The 18090-nt window shown below is 62.2% G+C and carries 14 protein-coding genes and 1 tRNA gene; 8 read left to right on the top strand and 7 right to left on the bottom strand.

The genetic code is table 11. The annotated features are described in order from the left end of the window. Positions 1-57 precede the first annotated feature (57 nt). The 3 genes from BLS51_RS23540 to BLS51_RS30545 all read left to right on the top strand — a co-directional run bounded on the left by BLS51_RS23540 (position 58) and on the right by BLS51_RS30545 (position 3141). Complete coding sequence (locus tag BLS51_RS23540; protein WP_090190057.1) at positions 58-537, top strand: hypothetical protein; 480 nt, start codon at positions 58-60, stop codon at positions 535-537. A 9-nt stretch (positions 538-546) separates the two neighbouring features. Further along, on the top strand, positions 547-1428 hold the full coding sequence (locus tag BLS51_RS23535) for a substrate-binding periplasmic protein (RefSeq protein ID WP_090190055.1): 882 nt from the start codon (positions 547-549) through the stop codon (positions 1426-1428). A gap of 126 nt (positions 1429-1554) precedes the next feature. Continuing rightward, on the top strand, positions 1555-3141 hold the full coding sequence (locus BLS51_RS30545; RefSeq protein WP_090190053.1) for a methyl-accepting chemotaxis protein: 1587 nt from the start codon (positions 1555-1557) through the stop codon (positions 3139-3141). On the opposite strand, the gene BLS51_RS23525 is transcribed toward BLS51_RS30545, so the two are convergent. Beyond that, the gene (locus tag BLS51_RS23525) at positions 3138-4130 is read right to left on the bottom strand and encodes a DUF4424 family protein (protein WP_090190051.1); all 993 of its coding nucleotides are present in this window, start codon (positions 4128-4130) and stop codon (positions 3138-3140) included. The two genes, BLS51_RS30545 and BLS51_RS23525, sit on opposite strands and share 4 nt — an antisense overlap. After that, positions 4075-5394 (bottom strand): acetamidase/formamidase family protein, encoded by a 1320-nt coding sequence (locus tag BLS51_RS23520; RefSeq protein ID WP_090190049.1) that lies wholly within the window; start codon positions 5392-5394, stop codon positions 4075-4077. The genes BLS51_RS23525 and BLS51_RS23520 overlap by 56 nt, the downstream gene beginning before the upstream one ends. A gap of 424 nt (positions 5395-5818) precedes the next feature. On the opposite strand from BLS51_RS23520, the gene BLS51_RS23510 reads away from it, so the two are divergent. Both BLS51_RS23510 and BLS51_RS23505 read left to right on the top strand, forming a co-directional pair. Then, on the top strand, positions 5819-6397 hold the full coding sequence (locus BLS51_RS23510) for a DUF6932 family protein (protein ID WP_175472668.1): 579 nt from the start codon (positions 5819-5821) through the stop codon (positions 6395-6397). Then, positions 6381-7352, top strand: coding sequence for a hypothetical protein (locus tag BLS51_RS23505; protein WP_090190045.1), 972 nt, complete (start codon positions 6381-6383; stop codon positions 7350-7352). Before BLS51_RS23510 ends, BLS51_RS23505 begins: the two co-directional genes overlap by 17 nt. A 93-nt stretch (positions 7353-7445) precedes the next feature. Here BLS51_RS23505 and BLS51_RS23500 read toward each other — a convergent pair. Then, positions 7446-7521, bottom strand: a tRNA-Phe gene (locus BLS51_RS23500). A 122-nt stretch (positions 7522-7643) separates the two neighbouring features. On the opposite strand from BLS51_RS23500, the gene BLS51_RS23495 reads away from it, so the two are divergent. Beyond that, positions 7644-9047: a M20/M25/M40 family metallo-hydrolase gene (locus tag BLS51_RS23495; protein WP_090190044.1), complete on the top strand. Its 1404-nt coding sequence runs from the start codon at positions 7644-7646 to the stop codon at positions 9045-9047. 28 nt (positions 9048-9075) lie between these two features. Here the strand turns inward: BLS51_RS23495 and BLS51_RS23490 are convergent, their stop codons facing one another. The 4 genes from BLS51_RS23490 to BLS51_RS23475 all read right to left on the bottom strand — a co-directional run bounded on the left by BLS51_RS23490 (position 9076) and on the right by BLS51_RS23475 (position 15321). Further along, a complete protein-coding gene (locus tag BLS51_RS23490) occupies positions 9076-10371 on the bottom strand; it encodes an alpha-amylase family glycosyl hydrolase (protein ID WP_090190041.1) in 1296 nt (431 codons plus the stop codon). 11 nt (positions 10372-10382) lie between these two features. Next, the gene (locus tag BLS51_RS23485; RefSeq protein ID WP_090190039.1) at positions 10383-12728 is read right to left on the bottom strand and encodes a S9 family peptidase; all 2346 of its coding nucleotides are present in this window, start codon (positions 12726-12728) and stop codon (positions 10383-10385) included. Positions 12729-12832: 104 nt separating this feature from the next. Next, on the bottom strand, positions 12833-14218 hold the full coding sequence (locus tag BLS51_RS23480; RefSeq protein ID WP_090190036.1) for an MFS transporter: 1386 nt from the start codon (positions 14216-14218) through the stop codon (positions 12833-12835). Further along, on the bottom strand, positions 14215-15321 hold the full coding sequence (locus BLS51_RS23475; RefSeq protein ID WP_229207730.1) for a GlxA family transcriptional regulator: 1107 nt from the start codon (positions 15319-15321) through the stop codon (positions 14215-14217). Before BLS51_RS23475 ends, BLS51_RS23480 begins: the two co-directional genes overlap by 4 nt. A 113-nt stretch (positions 15322-15434) precedes the next feature. Between BLS51_RS23475 and BLS51_RS23470 the strand changes: the two genes are divergently transcribed. Continuing rightward, a complete protein-coding gene (locus BLS51_RS23470; protein ID WP_090190013.1) occupies positions 15435-16892 on the top strand; it encodes a M20 family peptidase in 1458 nt (485 codons plus the stop codon). Continuing rightward, positions 16889-18085, top strand: coding sequence for a glutamate carboxypeptidase (locus tag BLS51_RS23465; protein WP_090190011.1), 1197 nt, complete (start codon positions 16889-16891; stop codon positions 18083-18085). Before BLS51_RS23470 ends, BLS51_RS23465 begins: the two co-directional genes overlap by 4 nt. The last annotated feature ends 5 nt before the right edge of the window (positions 18086-18090 follow it).

The following is an 18090-nucleotide window of genomic DNA, read 5'->3' as shown; positions in this document are numbered from 1 at the left end:
TTGCCTCTCAGCAATGTGTGCGGTATCGTATCAGCACTATTTTTATGGGAGTGAGTCATGAGCGGCGCCAAACTGGAAATTCCTGAAGCGATCGTCACCGCGCTGGGCGACTGGGTGCAGCGGGCGGCGGAGGAAGCTGGCGCCGGTCCGCGCGAGGCGCTGGCGCGCACCGAGGGCGAGCTGGAAGCGGCGCGCGGCGAACTGGCCGACGTCAGCGCCGCGCGCGACGCCGCCAAGGCCCAGGCCACAGCGCGCGACGAAGAAATCGAACAACTGATGGCCGAGCTGCGCAACGCCCGCAGCATCGCCACCGACGCGCTGGTCGGCAAGGCCAAGGACCAGTTGGCGATCGAAGGCAAGGACGCCCAGCTGGCCGACCTGCGCGCGCAGATCGAGCGCAACGTGGCCGCCCAGGCAACGCTGTCCGACGCCCGCCTGACGGCCGAGATGGAGCTGGTGGGCGCCGTGACCGCGCGCGACAACTACGCCGCCGAAATCAAGGAATTGCGCGCCCGGCTGGCCGCGCGCCAGGGCTAAGCCGCCAATATGCCGGGCCGCCGCCGCTTCCTGTTGCAGGGCACGCTGGCTTTGGCTAGCGCCGCCACCACGCCGGCGTGGGCCGCCGCGCCGCTGGTGCGCTACCCGCAATCGGAAGCCGAAGGCCAGGGCCAGAACGCCGAACACTACCCGGTGCGTCTGCTGCGCATGGCGCTGGCGCGCTCCGGCCAGGACCACCAGCTGCAACCATCCAACGTCATGATGCGGCAGAACCGCGCGCTGGCCGAGCTGCGCGCCGGCCGCGTGATCGACATCGCCTGGACCATGGCCTCGCAGCAGCGCGAGCGCGACCTGCTGCCCATCCGCATCCCGCTGGACATGGGCCTGATCGGCTGGCGCCTGTTGCTGATACGCGCCAGGGACGCGGCCCGCTACGCCGCCATCCGCCAGCCCGGCGAACTGCAGGCGCTGGACGCACTGCAAGGCCACGACTGGCCCGACACCGACATCCTGCGCGCCAACCATTACCGGGTGCAGACCGCTTCTGACTACGCCGGCATGTTCAAGATGCTGCAATCGGGCCGCGTCGACTACTTCCCGCGCGCCGTGTTTGAAGTGTGGAACGAAGCGGCGGCGTTTGCCGACCAGGGACTGGTGGTGGCGCCCGGCCTGGCGCTGCACTACCCGAGCGCATTTTATTTTTTCGTCAACAAGGACAACACCGCGCTGGCGGCGTCCCTGCAACAGGGGCTGGAACAACTGCTGGCCGACGGCAGCTACGCCCGCCTGTTCAATGAATACTATGGCGACATGGTGGCGCGCTCGGCGCTCGACAAGCGGCGTGTGTTTGAACTGCGTAACAACCTGTTGTCGCCAGCCACGCCGCTGGCGCGGCGCGAGCTGTGGCTGCATCCTGGCCGCACCAGGTAATAACCAGGTAGTATTGCGTAAGTAATGAAAATTTCACTGTGGAAATAATTATTTGATCTAGATCAAGGATGGGATTCATCCCCTAACGTTATGCTTTCAGGCGAAACGTGTGAAAAGGTGAATCAAATGAGTCTCTCGAATTTCAAAATCAGCACCCGCCTGGCTGCCAATTCCGGCGCCATGATCCTGATCCTGCTGGCCTGTATCGCCCTCGGCATCAGCGTGCTGGGCAAGGTCAACGACAATACCACCGCCATCGTCAAGGATGCGCTGCCGAAGTCCTTTCAGGCCACCCAGTCGCTGACCGACGCCAACAGCATCGCACTGGCGCTGCGCAACACCATGCTCAGCGATAACGACGACGACCGCCGCCAGCAGCGCGCACTGATCGGGCAATCGCAACAGCAATTGCAGGCCAAGCTGGACTGGCTGCAGCAAAACATCTATCTGCCGCAGGGTAAGGCCATCCTGGCGCGCGCGCTGGACGCCAACGCGCAGTACAAGGCATCGGTGGCGCACATGCTGACGCTGATCGACCAGTCCAGCGAAACCGAGCAGCGCGCTTATCTGAACGGCACCGTGCGTCCGATTTTTCGCACCTACCAGGCAGCGATGGACGAGATGGTCGCCTTTCAGGTAAAGCGCATGAACAACTACAGCGACAACGCCGCCCAGACCTATGCCGACAGCCGCGTGCTGATGCTGGCGCTGGGCGCCGGCGCGCTGCTGATGGCCATGGGCCTGGGCTGGTGGATCGTGCGCTCGATCACCGGTCCGCTGCACCAGGCGGTCGCGGTAGCGCATACCGTTGCTGCCGGCGACCTGAGCAGCCGCATCGACATCACCAGCACTGATGAAACCGGCCAGTTGCTGGACGCGCTGCGCCACATGAACGACAGCCTGGTACGCATCGTCGGCGATGTGCGCGAAGGCACGGTATCGATCGGCAGCGCTTCGTCGCAGATCGCCGCCGGCAACCTCGACCTGTCGGCGCGCACCGAGCAGCAGGCCAGCGCGCTGCAGCAGACCGCCGCCTCGATGGAAGAACTGACCTCCACCGTGCGCCAGAACGCCGACAACGCCCACCGCGCCAACAACCTCGCCGCGACCGCCTCGGCCGTCGCCAGCAAGGGCGGCGACGTGGTGGCGCAGGTGGTGCAGACCATGGACTCGATCAATGCCTCGTCGAAAAAAATCGCCGACATCATCGGTGTCATCGATGGTATTGCCTTCCAGACCAATCTGCTGGCCTTGAACGCGGCGGTGGAAGCGGCGCGCGCCGGCGAGCATGGCCGTGGCTTCGCCGTGGTGGCGCAGGAAGTGCGCACGCTGGCCCATCGCAGCGCGGCAGCCGCCAAGGAAATCAAGGTGCTGATCGACGGCTCGGTGGCGCAGGTCGACAGCGGCACGCAGCTGGTCGATCAGGCCGGCGCCACCATGCAGGACATCGTGCAAAGCATCCGCCACGTCACCGACATCATGGGCGAGATCAGCGCCGCCTCGCGCGAGCAGAGCGCCGGCATCGAGCAGATCAACCACGCGGTATCGGAGATGGACAGCGTCACGCAGCAGAACGCCGCACTGGTCGAGCAAGCCTCGGCGGCTGCGGCTGCGATGCAGGAGCAGGCCGAGGCGCTGTCCGGCGCGGTGTCGGTATTCAAGCTGGATGCGCGGCCGGCCGCACGCAAACCGGTGCCGCTGCTGGCCGCCTAATTCATGCGCGGCATCTGGCCATCGTTCGGTTCGCCGTTTGGATCGATATTGCCGAAGTAGACCTCCAGGTCTGCGCTGGGGCGGAAGTTGCGCAGGCGGACCTGAAAGGTGCTGGCGTTGATCTTTTTGAAGTTGCCGGGAAAGCACAGGCTGACCAGCTCGTCCGGTGACTGCTTGACGATGTTCAGCGTGAAATCCTCAATGCCATTCTTCCACGTGTTGCCGGTCTTGAGGATGTAGGACACCTTGGCCGCGTTCAGGCTCAGGTAGCCGCTGCCGGCCGGACTGTTGCGCGCCGCCAGCCGCTGCCATCCCTTGATGAAGCCGGCATCGGCGCAGTAGTGCCTGGCGGTCTCGTCATCCATGCCCGAATGAGCGGGGCCGGCCGAGACGAACGGGCGGTAGGCATGATGCACGCGTACCAGCTTATTCGGCGGGAACTTCTGCTGCCACACATAGTTGACCTGGATGTTCCACAGCGGTTCCAGGTCATCGCTTGGCCCGGGGCCGATCAGCTTCAGCGAGATCAGTTGCTGGCGCTGGCTGGCGGTCAGTGCTTGCACTTTGGTGTCCGGTGCGAAGCGCTCATGGTGGGCAATCTGCGCATCGCTGATGCCAACGCCATGCAGCTGCGCCGTCACGTCCACCTCATCCAGCATGGCGCGCACCACGGTGCGGAAGCCGACCGGCTTGCCATCGACGCTGATCGAAAAATTGCCGGGCTGGCCGTAGTAGGTATCGCTGGGCAGGTTGGTGGCCGCGTATTCCGGCAGCGGAAAGACAATACTCTCCACCACATCCTGCGCCGACTCGTTGACGAACTCATAGTCAACGCTGATCAGCCGGTGACTGACCGTCAGCACTTCCTTCTTCATGGCGATGGCGTCGGTCTTGCCGAACACAATGCCGCCGGCGCTGACGCCGCCGATGCCGTCATTGGCGCTGGCCAGTAGTGGCAGCAGCAGCGTCGCCGTGAGTGTTATTTTCATGGAGCAGGGCTTTCTTGATTTTTGCGGCGACACCGACACTGCGGCCAGCCAGATTGGCGACAGTGTATTCGACCGCGCCGCCCAGCACCACCGCGCTGTCGGACAGGCTGAGACCGTAATCCTGCTGCAGCCACTGCGTCATGCCGGCGGTGGCCTGGCGCAGCGCGTCATCCAGCGAGCCGGCCTGGCCCAGCGTCATGATGTGGGTTGGCGACTCCACGCGCGGCATGCCGATCGCCTTGCCCTTGATCAGCTCCACGCGGAACGCCACCTCCATCGACGTCTCCAGCGCGTACTGTGACGTTTCGCCGTCGCCTTGCAGCGCGTGCGCATCGCCGAGATAGAGCAGGGCGCCGGGCTGCTGTACCGGCAGATAGACCTTGTTACCTTCGACCACCTCGTTGAAATCCATATTGCCGCCGAAGCGGCCGGTATCGCCGGTGGAGACGGCCGGGCCATCGGGCGGCGCCACCGCCAGCCCGCCCAGCATTGGCCGCAGCGGCACGGCGAAGCCGCGCAAGGCGGCGCCGGCCTGCTCGGGACTGGCCAGGCCGCGCGCGTGATCCAGCTTCCAGCGCACTGGCTTGCCCAGCGTGCTGGCTCGCGCCGCCAGGGACGTGCTCTGTGCGCGGCCGACGATGGCGTCCAGGCTATCGGCATAGTCGCGGTTCAGCTTCAGCTTCAGCAGGTGGATGACCAGCGTATCGCCTGCCTCCGCGTCCATGACGAAGAACGGCCCGGTCTGCGGATTGCCATACAGCGCCCGCGTCACGCCGCGCTCATCGACGCCGCCGGAATCGATGGTGGTGGTGTGCACCGTATCGCCCGGCCACACCGTCAGCACCGGCGGACGCGTCGCGCTGAATTCGTTCGAATAATCCTTGGGGATGTATTCATGTCGCTGCGGCGCGGTGGGCGACCGCTCCGGCAAGCGGCGCGCGCTGAACGTGTGGCTGGCGCGCGCCGTGGCGTCATTCGTATCCGGAAAATCCGCGCTGCCCTGCAAGCGCGTGGCGCTGGCGCTGCTCTTGTACAGATAGTGCTTGCCGTCCTTGTCGATGACATCGAGCCGCAGCTTGCCGTCCTTGCGCATGCCGGTCAGCGAATCGCCATCCAGTGTGCCGGAGAGCTTGCCGCCCTCATCCTGCAAATGCAGCGTCATAAACGAAGGATTGCCCCAGCGATCAAGCTGCAACAACCAACTCTCCGCCGCCTGCGCCGACATGGCGACGCTAAGGAAAAACAAGAATAAGGCAACACGCATAGATCGCTCCGCCGACAAATAAGGTCGAGGGATGATAGCAAACAATGAACGAAGTAGAAAATTATTTCTACTTCATTCTGATCGGCGGAGTTAAACTTGATTCATCATGGCCAGAGAGGTGAGTAATCATGACGATTTGGACGGTAACTGGACGTGGACAAGTCACGTTAAGAAAAGAGGTGCTGCCAGACGCCACGGGCTTATTTAAAGCCGCGCCTCTGGACGGCACGATAGATTCGTTCGTCGGTTTGCTCGCGGGACGAACAACGAAAGTAGCGACCCTGGAAGAAATCAATGACACGGTAGCCCAGGCCTGGGCAGTCGGCCGATGTTGATATAAGGAATTTCTTTATGCCAAGAGGTCGAAACCTCCCATAATGGCAATAATCTAATTTTAAATTCTCGACGCCGAATGATTCCACATATGAACGCTTCATCGGTGCTGCCCCCTTACGTCGGACCAGAGCCCGGTGCCAAAGCTGACATGTCTCCCTACGTCGTCAGCATGTCTGATGTGGTGGCTAGATTTGCGACTTCTCTCGAGCGCGTGGCAATCCTACGTGGGCTGCTATCATACAGAGATGCAGTCCGTGCTCTCGGGTTCACCGAAGGTCACCAATGGTTGGATGGCAGTTTTGTCGAGGATGTGGAAAGCGTGCGGAAACGCCCCCCTCAGGACATTGATATTGTTACATTTACGTCGATCCCCGGCACTGTTCCTGAAAAGCGGGCATTAGTACAGGCGAATCTGGCGATTTTTGATTCAAGAATTGCCCGGAAAACTTATCATTGCGATGCCTTTTTTGTAGATTTATCGATTAAACCACTGCTTGTAGTGGATTGGACGCGCTATTGGTTTGGATTGTTTTCGCATCAAAGAGTAACCAATTTGTGGAAGGGCATGTTGCAGGTTCCTTTATTGTCGGATGATGTTGCGGCCGGCGATTTGCTGAGCATGTTAGAACAGGGATTGGGAGGAGGGCAAAATGCTCAAGAAACTTGAACACGACGCATTGGCCGCCGATCTGGGCGCTGTCGAAACGCTTTTGGCAAACCATACCGAAGATGACGATCCTATCGGGCATTTGCAATTTGAGTTGAGAAAACAAGACCTTCAAGAGAAACTGCAATTATTAGAAGGCCGTATTGATCGCCACGCTGAGTTAGGGGTTTTCTTCGGTGGCGGACCGGTGCAGGGGTCTCGTGGCATCAATGCCGATTTTGCCGGTAAAGCATTGGAAGAATTGCAGGCAATGATTACCAAGCGCTATTCTGAGCAAGAGGGTGTTCTTAAGCACAATGGGCGGCTTCCGCTGACTAGTCAATCCAAGATGTTGGTGACCGGTTTGGTGCGAGGTTCGGTCGGATTTGTACTGGAAGAATCAGGCGAGACTGCGCAAATGGTTGATACACCGCTTCGTGCGGTGGTGGAGGAGGTGGCTGATATCCTTTCTCGTGTTGGGGCCGCCGACGAGGCTATTTTTGATGAGGCTGCTGCCGCGCTGGACCAGCGCGTCTTGGGAAGTTTGAAGGATTTTTTCAAACTGCTCGATGAGCAACATGCCACGCTGCGCATCGTCAATGGCAACCGAGACTTTCTACTGGATCGGCAAACTGTGTCGTTGGCGCGTACTCGAGTGCAGGCAATTCAGATTGAAGAAAAGGGTGAAGAGTTAGTAGGAACCCTATTCGTTTTACCCACTGTCCGTCGTTTCGAGTTTGAAACCAGGAGCGTTGCTGGACGCATTACCTTTGGTGGATCGGTGTCGCCTGAGGCAGCGGCCCAAATAGCCGGACAGCAGGATATTGATGGCGTTTCAATAGACTCGCGCCAAATTTCCACGCGACCAATGAGAATTGACATTCAAACTAGAGAGATCCGCGAGCTAAACCGGGCACCAAGAAGAGTTTACCGCTTACTTCGCATAATTGGCCCCGCCAACGGCGGTTCTGATTAGTGACAGTACCGGAGACGGACCGGGCACAAGAACTGTAGGTTCCAGAAAAAAAACGCCAACCTGCATGGGTTGGCGTTCTCTCTGAAGCATTCTTGGTGGCCCGGGGCGGAATCGAACCACCGACACAAGGATTTTCAATCCTCTGCTCTACCAACTGAGCTACCAGGCCAAGGGCCGCAATTATAGCGACCACCTGCCGGGTTTGGCAAGTGCCTGAATCCACTTTTATTGACAGCCCAATGAGCCGGGTATAAATTTGACGATTAGGCAATCTCATCTGACAGGGAAAATATGAAGAAAGCAGCTTGGTTGGTGGCAGGGTTGGCGATGGCTGGCGCGGCGCATGGGGCGGAGTTGACGCCGGTGCAGAAGCAGATGCGCTCGATTTATCAGGAGCTGGTGGAAACCAACACGACCAATTCGGTCGGCTCCTGCACTCTGGCCGCGCAGAAAATGGCCAAGCGCCTCAAGGCCGGCGGCTTCAAGGACAGCGAACTGCAAATCATCATTCCGCCCGGCGGCCCGAAAAAGGGCAACCTGGTGGCGCGCCTGAAAGGCGATGGCAGCAAGAAGCCGCTGCTTCTGCTGGCCCACATCGACGTGGTCGAAGCCAAGCGCGAAGACTGGGAGCGCGATCCGTTCAAGCTGGTGGAGGAAGACGGCATGTTCTACGCGCGCGGCGCGTCCGACGACAAGGCCATGGCCTCGGCTTTCGTCAACAATATGATCCTGTATAAAAAAGAAAAGCTGCCGCTGAAGCGCGACATCATCATGGCGCTGACCTGCGACGAGGAACTGGTGCCCTCCGACTTTGACGGCGCCGAATACCTGGTCAACCATCACCGCGCGCTGATCGATGCGGAAATCGCGCTGAACGAAGGCGGCGGCGGCTTGCTGGACAAGGACGGCAAGCCGGTGCGCCACGGCATCCAGGCCGGTGAGAAAATTTATCAGAGCTTCCAGCTGGAGGTGACCAATCCGGGTGGCCATAGCTCGGCGCCGCCGAAGGAGAACGCGATCTATCGCCTCAGCGAAGGCCTGGCGCGTCTTGGCCAGTTTTCGTTCCCGTTCAAGCTGTCGCCGGTAACGCGCGCCTTCTACGAGCGCATGTCGCAGATTGAAAAAGGCCAGGTGGCGACCGACATGAAGGCGATCCTGCAAGACCCGCCAGACCAGGCCGCGCTGGAGCGTTTGTACGCCGTCAGCCCGACGCACAATTCCACCGTGCGCACTACCTGCGTCGCCACCAAGGTCGATGCCGGCCACGCCGACAACGCGCTGCCGCAGCGTGCCCGCGCCACAGTCAACTGCCGCATCCTGCCGGGCGAGCCGATCGCCGAGGTGCAGGCGACGCTGCAGCGCGTGGTGGCCGACGAGAAGATCAAGATCAGCCGCATTGGCGATGGTGTGGACGGCCCGATGCCGCCGATGACGCCAACGCTGATGAAGGCAGTAGAAGAGATCAGCAACGACATGTGGCCAGGCGTGCCGGTGATCCCGACCATGTCGACCGGCGGCACCGATGGCCGTTTCCTCAATAACGCTGGCATCTGGACCTACGGTATCAGCGGCATGTTCCATGGACCGGAAGGCAGCGGCGCACATGGCTTGAATGAGCATATCCGCGTGAAGTCGCTGTACGATGGACAGGAGTACCTGTACCGCCTCGGCAAGCGTCTCGCCACCGAACCATAAGAAAAGCCGCCCGAGGGCGGCTTTGTGTTTAGTCCGGAACGATGATGCGCCAGCGCCACGGCTTGATCACCGTAGGGCCGGGATCGCCGGCCAGCTTGTACTTCTGCGCCTGGCCGGTGGTGTTGACGATCACCCGCACATGGTTGGCACCCGACTGGCGCTTGAAGCCGAACACTTGCTCGTTGCCGACATCCAGCAACTGCACCGCGCCGCCCGCCGAGCCATTCGCCAGCGCCGCGTTCTGCTTCTTCAGCGCGTTCAGGCCGGCGATAAAGCCTTCCAGCTGATAGTTCTTCCAGTCGATGGCGTCCTTCTCGAAGAACGCCAGCTTCTTGTCCAGCTTCGCCTCCTGGCCGTTGTACACCAGCGGCATGCCTGGCAGCGTGTAGCTCAGTACCTGCATCGCGCCCCACGCCGGGCCATACAACTCCTGGTCCGTGCCTTCCCACGAATTGATATCGTGGTTGCTGGTGAACTGCAGGCGATACGCATCACGCCCATACGCCTTTGGTGGATTGCTGACGTAAGCGCGCAGCTCCGCCGCGCCGGCCTGGCCCTTGGCGATCTTTTTCAGGATGCCGTTCAGCGACCAGTCGTAGCTGGCGTCGAAGGCTTTGGCGTGCAGCGCCGGTTCGTCCGCCTCGGCCAGCATGAACACCGGCTTGATCTTGTCCAGCTGCGCGCGCGCCTGTTCCCAGAATTCGGTCGGCACCATGCTGGCGGCGTCGGCGCGGAAGCCGTCCACGCCCACGTCCTTGACCCAGAACGCCATTGCCGCCGTCATGGCGGCCCACAGTTCCTTGTTGCTGTAATCGAGGCCGATGACGTCGGCCCATTCCTCGCTCTCGCCGGCGCCGTTCTTGAAGCTGACTGCGGCGATCTCGCCCTGCTCATTCTTCTTGTACCAGTCCGGGTACTGCGTCGCCCATGGATGATCCCAGGCCGTGTGGTTTCCCACCCAGTCGAGGATCACGCGCATGCCCAGCACGCGCGCCTGTTTCACCAGCTTGCGCACATCGTCGATGCTGCCGAATTCCGGATTCACGGCGGTGTAGTCTTTCACCGCGTAATAGCTGCCCAGCGCGCCCTTGCGGTTTTTCTCGCCGATCGGGTGCAAGGGCATCAGCCAGATGATGTCCACGCCCAGCTGCTTCAGGCGTGGCAAATCAGCGGTGACCGCGTTCAGCGTGCCTTCCTTGCTGTACTGGCGCACATTGACTTCATACACATTCGCGCTGCGCGTCCATGCCGGATGTTTCGGTTCGGCGTGGGCGGCTGCGGTGAACAACGTCGCCAGTATCAGCGAGGCGGCAAGCTTCTTCATAGATCTCCCGTTTATTGTTTCAGGGTGCGCTCAAACAGCTGGTAGATGCGGCGGTATTCGTCGTACCACGCTTCCGGATGCACGAAGCCGTGGCGCTCCAGCGGATACGAGGCCAGTTCCCAGTTGTCCTTTTTCAGCTCGATGAAACGCTGCGCCATGCGCACCGAATCCTGGTAGAACACGTTGTCGTCGATCATGCCGTGGGCGATCAGGATGTGGCCTTTCAGCTTGTCCGCATATTCGATCGGCGACGACACCTTGTACGCTTCCGGGTCCAGCTCCGGCGAGTTGAGGATGTTGGCGGTGTACTCGTGGTTGTAGGTGGTCCAGTCAGTGACCGGACGCAGCGCTGCGCCAGCCTTGAACTGGTCCGGTGCGCGCAGCAGCGCCATGAAGGTCATGAAGCCGCCGTAGCTGCCGCCGTAGATGCCGACGTTCTTGGCGTCGCCCTGCTGGTTTGCCACCATCCAGTTCAGGCCATCAACGTAGTCTTCCAGTTCCGGATGGCCCATCTGGCGATAGATCGCGGTGCGCCAGTTGCGGCCGTAGCCCAGCGAGGCGCGATAGTCCATATCCAGCACGATGTAGCCTTTTTCCACCAGCAGGTTGTGGAACATCTGCTCGCGGAAGTAGACCGGGTAGCGCTTGGTCACGTTCTGCAAATAGCCGGCGCCGTGCACGAACATCACGACCGGATATTTTTTGCCGGCTTCCAGCTTGGCCGGACGATACAGCTTGGCCCAGACCGGATCGGCGCCATGGGTCGATGGCACGGCGACGATTTCAGGTTGTACCCATTCACGCGCCTTGAATTCAGCGCTGCGGGTATCGGTCAGCTGGGTGATGGCGCCGCCGTTGCTGCTGACGGTGCCGATCTGCGCCGGCATGTAGGCGCTGGAGTAGCGCACCAGCAGCTTGCGGCCATCCGGCGACAGCGTGAAACTCTCAACGCCACCCAGCGAGGTCAGTTCCTTGACCGTGCCGTCCTTGGCAGTGGTTGAGCAGACTTCATAAGTGCCCGGCAGTTTAGGGTTGCACATGAAGTAGGCTGTCTGGCCGTCTGCCGACCAGCTCACGTTCGACTCTTCCCACTTGCCCGAGGTGATGGCGCGCGCCTTGCCGTCCGGTGTTTGCAGGTACAGGTGCGCGTAGCCGCTTTCTTCCGATTCGTACCACAGCGTGCTGTTGTCCGGCTGCCAGCCGAAGTCGTTGCCGCGGTTGTTGACCCAGGCGGTATCGCTCAGGCGGTGCAGCGGTTTCAGTTTGGCGGCGGTCAGGTCGACGCCGGCGATCCAGCGGTCCTTGTTGTCGATCGCTTGTGCCATGACGGCGACCTTGGCGCCGTTGGCGCTCCAGCGGATCGAATCGCCACGGGCTTCGAAGCGCACGCCGCGATTACCTTTCAGCGCATCCAGCTTCTGCGCGGCGCGCATGGCGGCCAGCGGATCTTCCTTGATGCCTGGCAGGTCGTCCAGCGACAGGTCGGTGACCTTGCGGGTCGCTACTTCTACCAGTTTCAGTTCATGCTTCAGCGGGCCGGCTTCGCTGACGCGCTTACGCTCATCGTCAGTCTCTTCGTAACCGGATTCGGTGACGTACTTCGGCATCTTGCCGACGCGGCGCTTGTCGCCATCCTTCTGCGCGGTGACCACCAGCAGGTAGCGGCCATCCGGCGACAGCGAGCTGGTTTCGATGGTGACTTTCTCGCCCAGGTAGACCGGCAGCGGTGCGCGCGTCGGATCGGCGGCGCGTTCGGCGTTGCGCTGGTCGCGGCCTTCGTCCTTTTCATGTTTCAGGCGCGCCAGCGTGGACATCAGGCGCAGCTGCATGTCGCGGCGGTAGTCGGCGTCCGGTGCGGCGTCAGGATCTTTGGCGGCGCGCAGCAAGGTGACCGGCGAGACCAGGCGCTCGGCGCGGCTCCAGCTGAACCAGTCGCTGCCGACGCGGAACTGCACGTGGTTGCCGTCGGCGGCGTATTGCACGTCGATGGCTGGCGCGCTGCCCTTGGTGATCTGCGTCAGCGCGCCGGTTTTCAGGTCGCGCTCAAACAGGTCGCCGTTGCGCGTCAGGATGGCGCGCGTGCGTTCGCGGTTGTACACCGGGCTTTCGGTGTCCAGGTTGGCCAGTTGCTTGTCCTCGACCAGCTTGGCGTTGCCGCTGTTGACCGAGTAGGTGTCGCGCACGATGGAGCCGGTGCGTTTTTGCTTGAAGTAGACCTGGCGGCTGTCCCAGCCCCACCATGCGGATTCCACGGGATTGCCGATCCAGTCTGGATTGGCCATGGTCTGATCGAGGGTGATGGGCGTTGGCGCTGCTGTGGTGCTGGCGCTGGCGGCTGCCGCAATCGCGGTCGCCATGAGTGGCAATACAAAACGCATCGGTAGTTTCGCTTGTAGGTTGGGTGAACAGGAGCGCCGGATCGCGGCACGTCCCAGATTCTAGCCCAAGCCGGAATGAACCACTAGCTTCGTGCCATCTTGTCGGTTTGGCCATGCCCGGCGCTGGGACCACCACGACGTGGCGCCAGGCGCAACGCCCACAGCAGGATGGCGCCGGCGGCGAGGTACAACACGATCATCGCCGCCAGCATGGCGGCGCTGTCGCCCCAGGCCAGCATGCGCTCGCTGAGTGGCGGACCGAAAGCGCCGCCCAGCAGGCCGAAGCTGCCGACCAGCGCGATGCCGGTGGCGGCGCGGCGGCGGTTCAGCAGCGTGGTCAGGATGGACACCAGCAGCGGCGAAGAGGCAGCGATGCCGGTGGCCGCCAGCGACAACCCAGCCACCGACAGTAGCAGCTGATGGTCGGCGGCGATGGCCAGACCTAGGCCACCCACCGCCAGCACCATGCAGGCGATGAAGTGGCCGCGCCGTTCGCGCCGGCGGTCGGAATCCCAGCCGATGACGACCATGCCGATCACGCCGGCCAAATTGGGGATGGCGGCCAGCAGACCAAGCTGCATAGGGTCGCCCGCGCCCCAGCGCTGCATCAGCGTCGGCGACCAGAACACCAGCGCGTAGCTGGCGCCCATCAGCAGCAGATTGGACAGCGCCAGCAGTGCGATCGACGGCTCGCGCAGCAGCGACCAGATGGTGGCGAAGGCGGATGGATCTTCTTCCTCTTCGCTGGCATCGCCGTTCAGCGCTTGCTCGTCGCGTTCAAGGTCCTGCTCAATCATCTGCTGTTCGAAGGACGATAGCCAGCGTGCGTCCTGCGGCTTGTCGTCCAGGTAAAAATAGGCGACGATGCCGAGCACCACCGCCGGCAGCCCTTGCAGCACCAGCAGCCATTGCCAGCCACTCAGGCCGCTGTACTGGTTCATGTATTGCAGCGTGGCGCCGCACAGCGGGCCTGCCACCACGCCGGCCATCAGTGCGGCTGACGCGAAGATGGCGATCACACGGGCGCGCCGCGCTGACGGGAACCAGTAGGTCAGGTAGAGAATCACGCCGGGGAAGAAGCCGGCTTCAAACACGCCGAGCAAAAAGCGGATCACGTAGAACTCGACCGCCTCGCGCACGAAAGCGCCGGCAGCGGCAGTAAAGCCCCAGCACAGCATGATGCGCAACAGCGTCTTGCGTGCGCCAATTTTCTCCAGCAGCAGGTTGCTTGGCACTTCAAACAGGCAGTAGCCAATGAAGAAGATGCCTGCGCCCCAGGCATAGACCTGGTTGCTGAAATCGAGGTCGGCGCCCATTTGCAGCTTGGCGTAGCTGACGTTGACGCGGTCCAGGTAGGCGACGGCGTAGCACAGCATCAGCAGCGGCAGCAGACGCCAGCTGATCTTGCGATAAATGGCATCCATGCCGGCGGCGCCGCGCAGGTGCAGTATCCTGGCGCCGTGGTTCATGATGCGCTGCTCCTTGGCGATTGATGTTCCATTTTCCAGTGCGGCCGCCGCGCGCGCAAAGTGAAGCGCTCGCGATAGACGCTGGGATTCATGCCGGTGGCCTGATGAAACAGGCGACGGAACGAGCTGGCGTCGTTGTAGCCACAGGCGGAGGCGATCGTATGGAAGTTATGCAGCGAGACTTCCATCATCACCTTGGCGCGTTCGACGCGCAGCTTGTGCAGATAGTCCAGCGGCGTCATGCCAACCGTCTGGCGGAAGTGGCGCAGCAGCGTGCGTTCGCTGGTGGCGGCGGCTTCGGCCAGCGCTTGCAGGTTGTAAGGCTGTTCGAGATTCGTTTGCAGCCATTGCGTGGCGCGATAGACCGGGCTGTCCGAGGTTGGCGTCAGCCAGGCGCCCGCCAGTTCGGCGGTGATCTGCTGGCGGCGCTGCTGGTAGTCCAGCACCTGCAGGCAGGCTTGCATCAGGTCCGGATCGAGCAGGCGCCCCAGCAAGGCAGCGATAAATTCCGTTTGCAGCGACGGCGCCACGCAGGTGAAGAGCGTATCGTGGAACGACATCGGCTCGTCGGTGGAAAAGTCGCCGTCTGGGAAGTGCAGCTTCATCCAGGATTGATAGGCCCACGGTGGGGCGCAGCGCAAGCCATTCAGTAAGCCAAGCCGCGCCGGGAAGGCCATGCCGGTGAAGCAGGCGGCCAGCAGGCCGCCGCGCATGGCGTGGTCGTGCAGCATGGCCAGCACCTCGGGATAGCGCGCAACGATTTCGCCGAGATGTGGCGCATTGCGGGCGGCGAATCCGGGAACGATAATCAGCGTGCGGCCGGCGGACAGCGCCTGCGCGACGGGCCGCTGGCTGCTGCTCATGGCGCTGGCACTCAGCGGTGATTCAATGCCGGGCGGCGTGATGATGCGCCACGTCAGCGGCGGCGCGCAATTCGGCTTGCGCAGATGCAGAATGCCTGCCGCAGCGGTCAGCACATCAACGGCGGCAAATAGATTACCCGGCATGGCTTCCGGTAGCCATAGCAGTTGCACATCGAGAGGCGCAGGGGCGGTGGCGGGATTGGTCTGCATATTGGCGATATTAGCTGCACGATATTGCATAAGCAAGCTTTAGAATCGTCCGCAAGAACTCAAAACAACAGTGTCCATCATGGATCGCGCAGCAGGCTCCGGCGCACCATTCTGGCGCACTTTTCTACAGGGATTTTCATTGTATGTTGAAGCGAATTTTGTATGCCGCACTGCTGGCTATCGCCATCATCATCGCAGCGGTGGCGTGGAACACCTTGCGCTTGACGTCGCGCCAGATCGAGGTGAAACCGGCGCCGCCGCTGGCGCTGGATCGCGATGCGGTGGCGGCGCGGCTCGCTGGTGCGCTGAAGTTCCGCACCATCTCGGACGCGGCTTCCGGCGATACCAACGCAGAGGAATTCACGCGCATGCAGGCTTACTTGCAGCAAGCCTTTCCACGCCTGCACGCCACGCTGAAGCGCGAGATGGTCGGCCATAGCATGCTGTTCACCTGGCAGGGCAGTGATCCGCAGGCCAGGCCGGTGATGTGGCTGGCGCATCAGGATGTGGTGCCGGTGGCGCCCGGCACCGAAAGCAGCTGGCAGCAGCCGCCTTTCGACGGCGTGGTGAAGGACGGTTTTGTCTGGGGGCGAGGCTCGTGGGATGACAAGGGTAGCCTGGTGGCGCAGATGGAGGCGGTGGAAACGCTGCTGGCCTCAGGCTACCAGCCGCGTGCCACGCTATACCTGGGCTTCGGCGCGGATGAGGAGGTCGGTGGTCGTCGTGGTGCGGTGGAAATCGCGCGGCTGCTCAAGTCGCGCGGCATCAAGATGGATTACATCCTGGATGAAGGCATGCTGGTCACGCAAGGCATCATGAGTGGTGTCAGCAAGCCTGTGGCGCTGATCGGCGTGGCGGAAAAGGGCTACGCCAGCGTCAACCTGTCAGTGGAGACAGCGCCAGGTCACTCATCAATGCCACCGCAGAAAACCGCGATCGGCATGATGAGCGCCGCGCTGACGGACCTGGAGCGCAAGCAGATGCCGGTCGAGCTGACCGGCGTGGCGCGCGAGATGTTCGACAGCATCGCGCCGGAAATGCAAGGCATGAACCGCGTGGTCCTGTCCAACCTGTGGCTGTTCGCACCGGTGGTCAAGAAACAGCTGGAGCAATCGGCTGGCACCAACGCTGTATTGCGGACCACGACGGCGTTGACGGTGATCCACGCCGGTAACAAGGACAACGTGCTGCCCGGCCGCGCCGACGCCGTGGTGAACTTCCGCGTACGGCCCGGCGATACGGTGGGCGGCGTCATGGAGCATGTGAAGCAGACCGTCAACAACGACGCCGTGCATGCTGAACTGGATGCCGGTTCGTCCGATCCTTCGCGTGTGTCGCCAGTCGATTCGGCGCAGTACACGCTGATTAACCGCACCATCCGCGAAGTGTTCAGCGACGCGGCGGTGGCGCCGGGCATCGTCATCGGCGCCACCGATGCGCGCCACTACAAGGATGTGAGCGACCATGTGTACCGTTTTTCGCCAGTGCGCGCGGGGCCGGAAGACTTGTCGCGCTTCCATGGCACCAATGAACGCATCGGCATCAATAATTATCTGGAAGCGGTGAGCTTCTATGTACAACTGGCCAGGAATGGGAAATGAAGAAACTCGTACTCGCAATAGCATTGGCAGCGGCGCTGGATGGCGCCATCGCGGCGGATCAGGGCCTGCTGGAAGCGTCGCAGGCGCAGCAGGCGCCGTTGCTGGCGACGCTTAAAGAACTGGTGCTGATTGAATCGGGCAGCAGCGACGCCGCCGGCCTGGCGCGCATGGCTGACTACACCGAGCGTCGCCTGAAAGAACTGGGCGCGGTGGTGGAACGCAAGGACGGCATCGTCACCGCGCGTTTCCAGGGCAAGGGCAAGAAGAAGCTGATGCTGATCGCCCACATGGACACGGTCTACCAGCCCGGCATCCTTGCCACGCAGCCGTACCGCGAAGACGGCAACCGCGTCTACGGTCCAGGCATCGCTGACGACAAGAGCGGCATCGCGCTGATCCTGCACACGCTGGAGATGGTGCATAAGCGCGGCTGGCGCGATTACGCCCAGCTGACGGTGATCTTTAATCCGGACGAGGAAGTTGGCTCGCGCCTGTCCGGCGACTGGATCGCCACGCAGGCGGCGGAGCATGATTTCGTCTTCTCGTGCGAACCACACGGGGCCAAGCTGGACGGCATCCTGATGAGCGCCAGCGGCATCGCCACCGCCACCATGACGGTGCAGGGACGCGCCTCGCACGCCGGCGTGGCCCCGCAGACCGGCCGCAACTCGCTGATCGAGCTATCGCACCAGCTGTTGCAGACCAAGGATCTGGAAGTGCCGGGCGCGCAGCTGAACTGGACACGCGCCAACGCAGGCCTGGTGACCAACCAGATACCCGCCAGCGCCACGGCGATGGGCGATGTACGCCTGAGCGCTACCGACGGCATCCAGCGCCTGCAGCAAGCGCTCAACGAAAAGATCGCCACGCCGCTGGTGCCGGAAACGGTGACCAAGGTGGAGATCGCGGCAGGCCGTCCGCCATATCTCGCCACCGATGCCGGCCGCGCCTGGGCGGCAAAGGCGCAAGCGATCTACGGCGAAATCGGCCGCAAGCTGGCGCTGTATCCAGGCACCGGCGGTGGCACCGACGCCGGCTACGCCAGCCGTTCCGGCAAGGCTGTGGTGCTGGAGTCCTTTGGCCTCGGCGGCGACGGCGTTCATGGCCGCGACGAATACATCACCGTTGATACCGTCGTGCCGCGGCTGTATCTGCTCAGCCGCATGATGCAGGAAGCCGGCGCCTCGAAGTAAGCCTC

Source organism: Duganella sp. OV510, assembly GCF_900100205.1.
In the GTDB taxonomy this organism is placed as follows: Bacteria; Pseudomonadota; Gammaproteobacteria; order Burkholderiales; family Burkholderiaceae_D; genus Rugamonas.
This window is presented reverse-complemented; position numbering and strand designations above follow the sequence as displayed.

Excerpts from the sequence above, each read along its gene's own strand:
- BLS51_RS23540 (WP_090190057.1), top strand. The coding sequence starts at position 58 with ATGAGCGGCGCCAAACTGGAAATTCCTGAAGCGATCGTCACCGCGCTG.
- BLS51_RS23535 (WP_090190055.1), top strand. The coding sequence starts at position 547 with ATGCCGGGCCGCCGCCGCTTCCTGTTGCAGGGCACGCTGGCTTTGGCT.
- BLS51_RS30545 (WP_090190053.1), top strand. The coding sequence starts at position 1,555 with ATGAGTCTCTCGAATTTCAAAATCAGCACCCGCCTGGCTGCCAATTCC.
- BLS51_RS23525 (WP_090190051.1), bottom strand. The coding sequence starts at position 4,130 with ATGAAAATAACACTCACGGCGACGCTGCTGCTGCCACTACTGGCCAGC.
- BLS51_RS23520 (WP_090190049.1), bottom strand. The coding sequence starts at position 5,394 with ATGCGTGTTGCCTTATTCTTGTTTTTCCTTAGCGTCGCCATGTCGGCG.
- BLS51_RS23510 (WP_175472668.1), top strand. The coding sequence starts at position 5,819 with ATGAACGCTTCATCGGTGCTGCCCCCTTACGTCGGACCAGAGCCCGGT.
- BLS51_RS23505 (WP_090190045.1), top strand. The coding sequence starts at position 6,381 with ATGCTCAAGAAACTTGAACACGACGCATTGGCCGCCGATCTGGGCGCT.
- BLS51_RS23495 (WP_090190044.1), top strand. The coding sequence starts at position 7,644 with ATGAAGAAAGCAGCTTGGTTGGTGGCAGGGTTGGCGATGGCTGGCGCG.
- BLS51_RS23490 (WP_090190041.1), bottom strand. The coding sequence starts at position 10,371 with ATGAAGAAGCTTGCCGCCTCGCTGATACTGGCGACGTTGTTCACCGCA.
- BLS51_RS23485 (WP_090190039.1), bottom strand. The coding sequence starts at position 12,728 with ATGGCGACCGCGATTGCGGCAGCCGCCAGCGCCAGCACCACAGCAGCG.
- BLS51_RS23480 (WP_090190036.1), bottom strand. The coding sequence starts at position 14,218 with ATGAACCACGGCGCCAGGATACTGCACCTGCGCGGCGCCGCCGGCATG.
- BLS51_RS23475 (WP_229207730.1), bottom strand. The coding sequence starts at position 15,321 with ATGCAATATCGTGCAGCTAATATCGCCAATATGCAGACCAATCCCGCC.
- BLS51_RS23470 (WP_090190013.1), top strand. The coding sequence starts at position 15,435 with ATGTTGAAGCGAATTTTGTATGCCGCACTGCTGGCTATCGCCATCATC.
- BLS51_RS23465 (WP_090190011.1), top strand. The coding sequence starts at position 16,889 with ATGAAGAAACTCGTACTCGCAATAGCATTGGCAGCGGCGCTGGATGGC.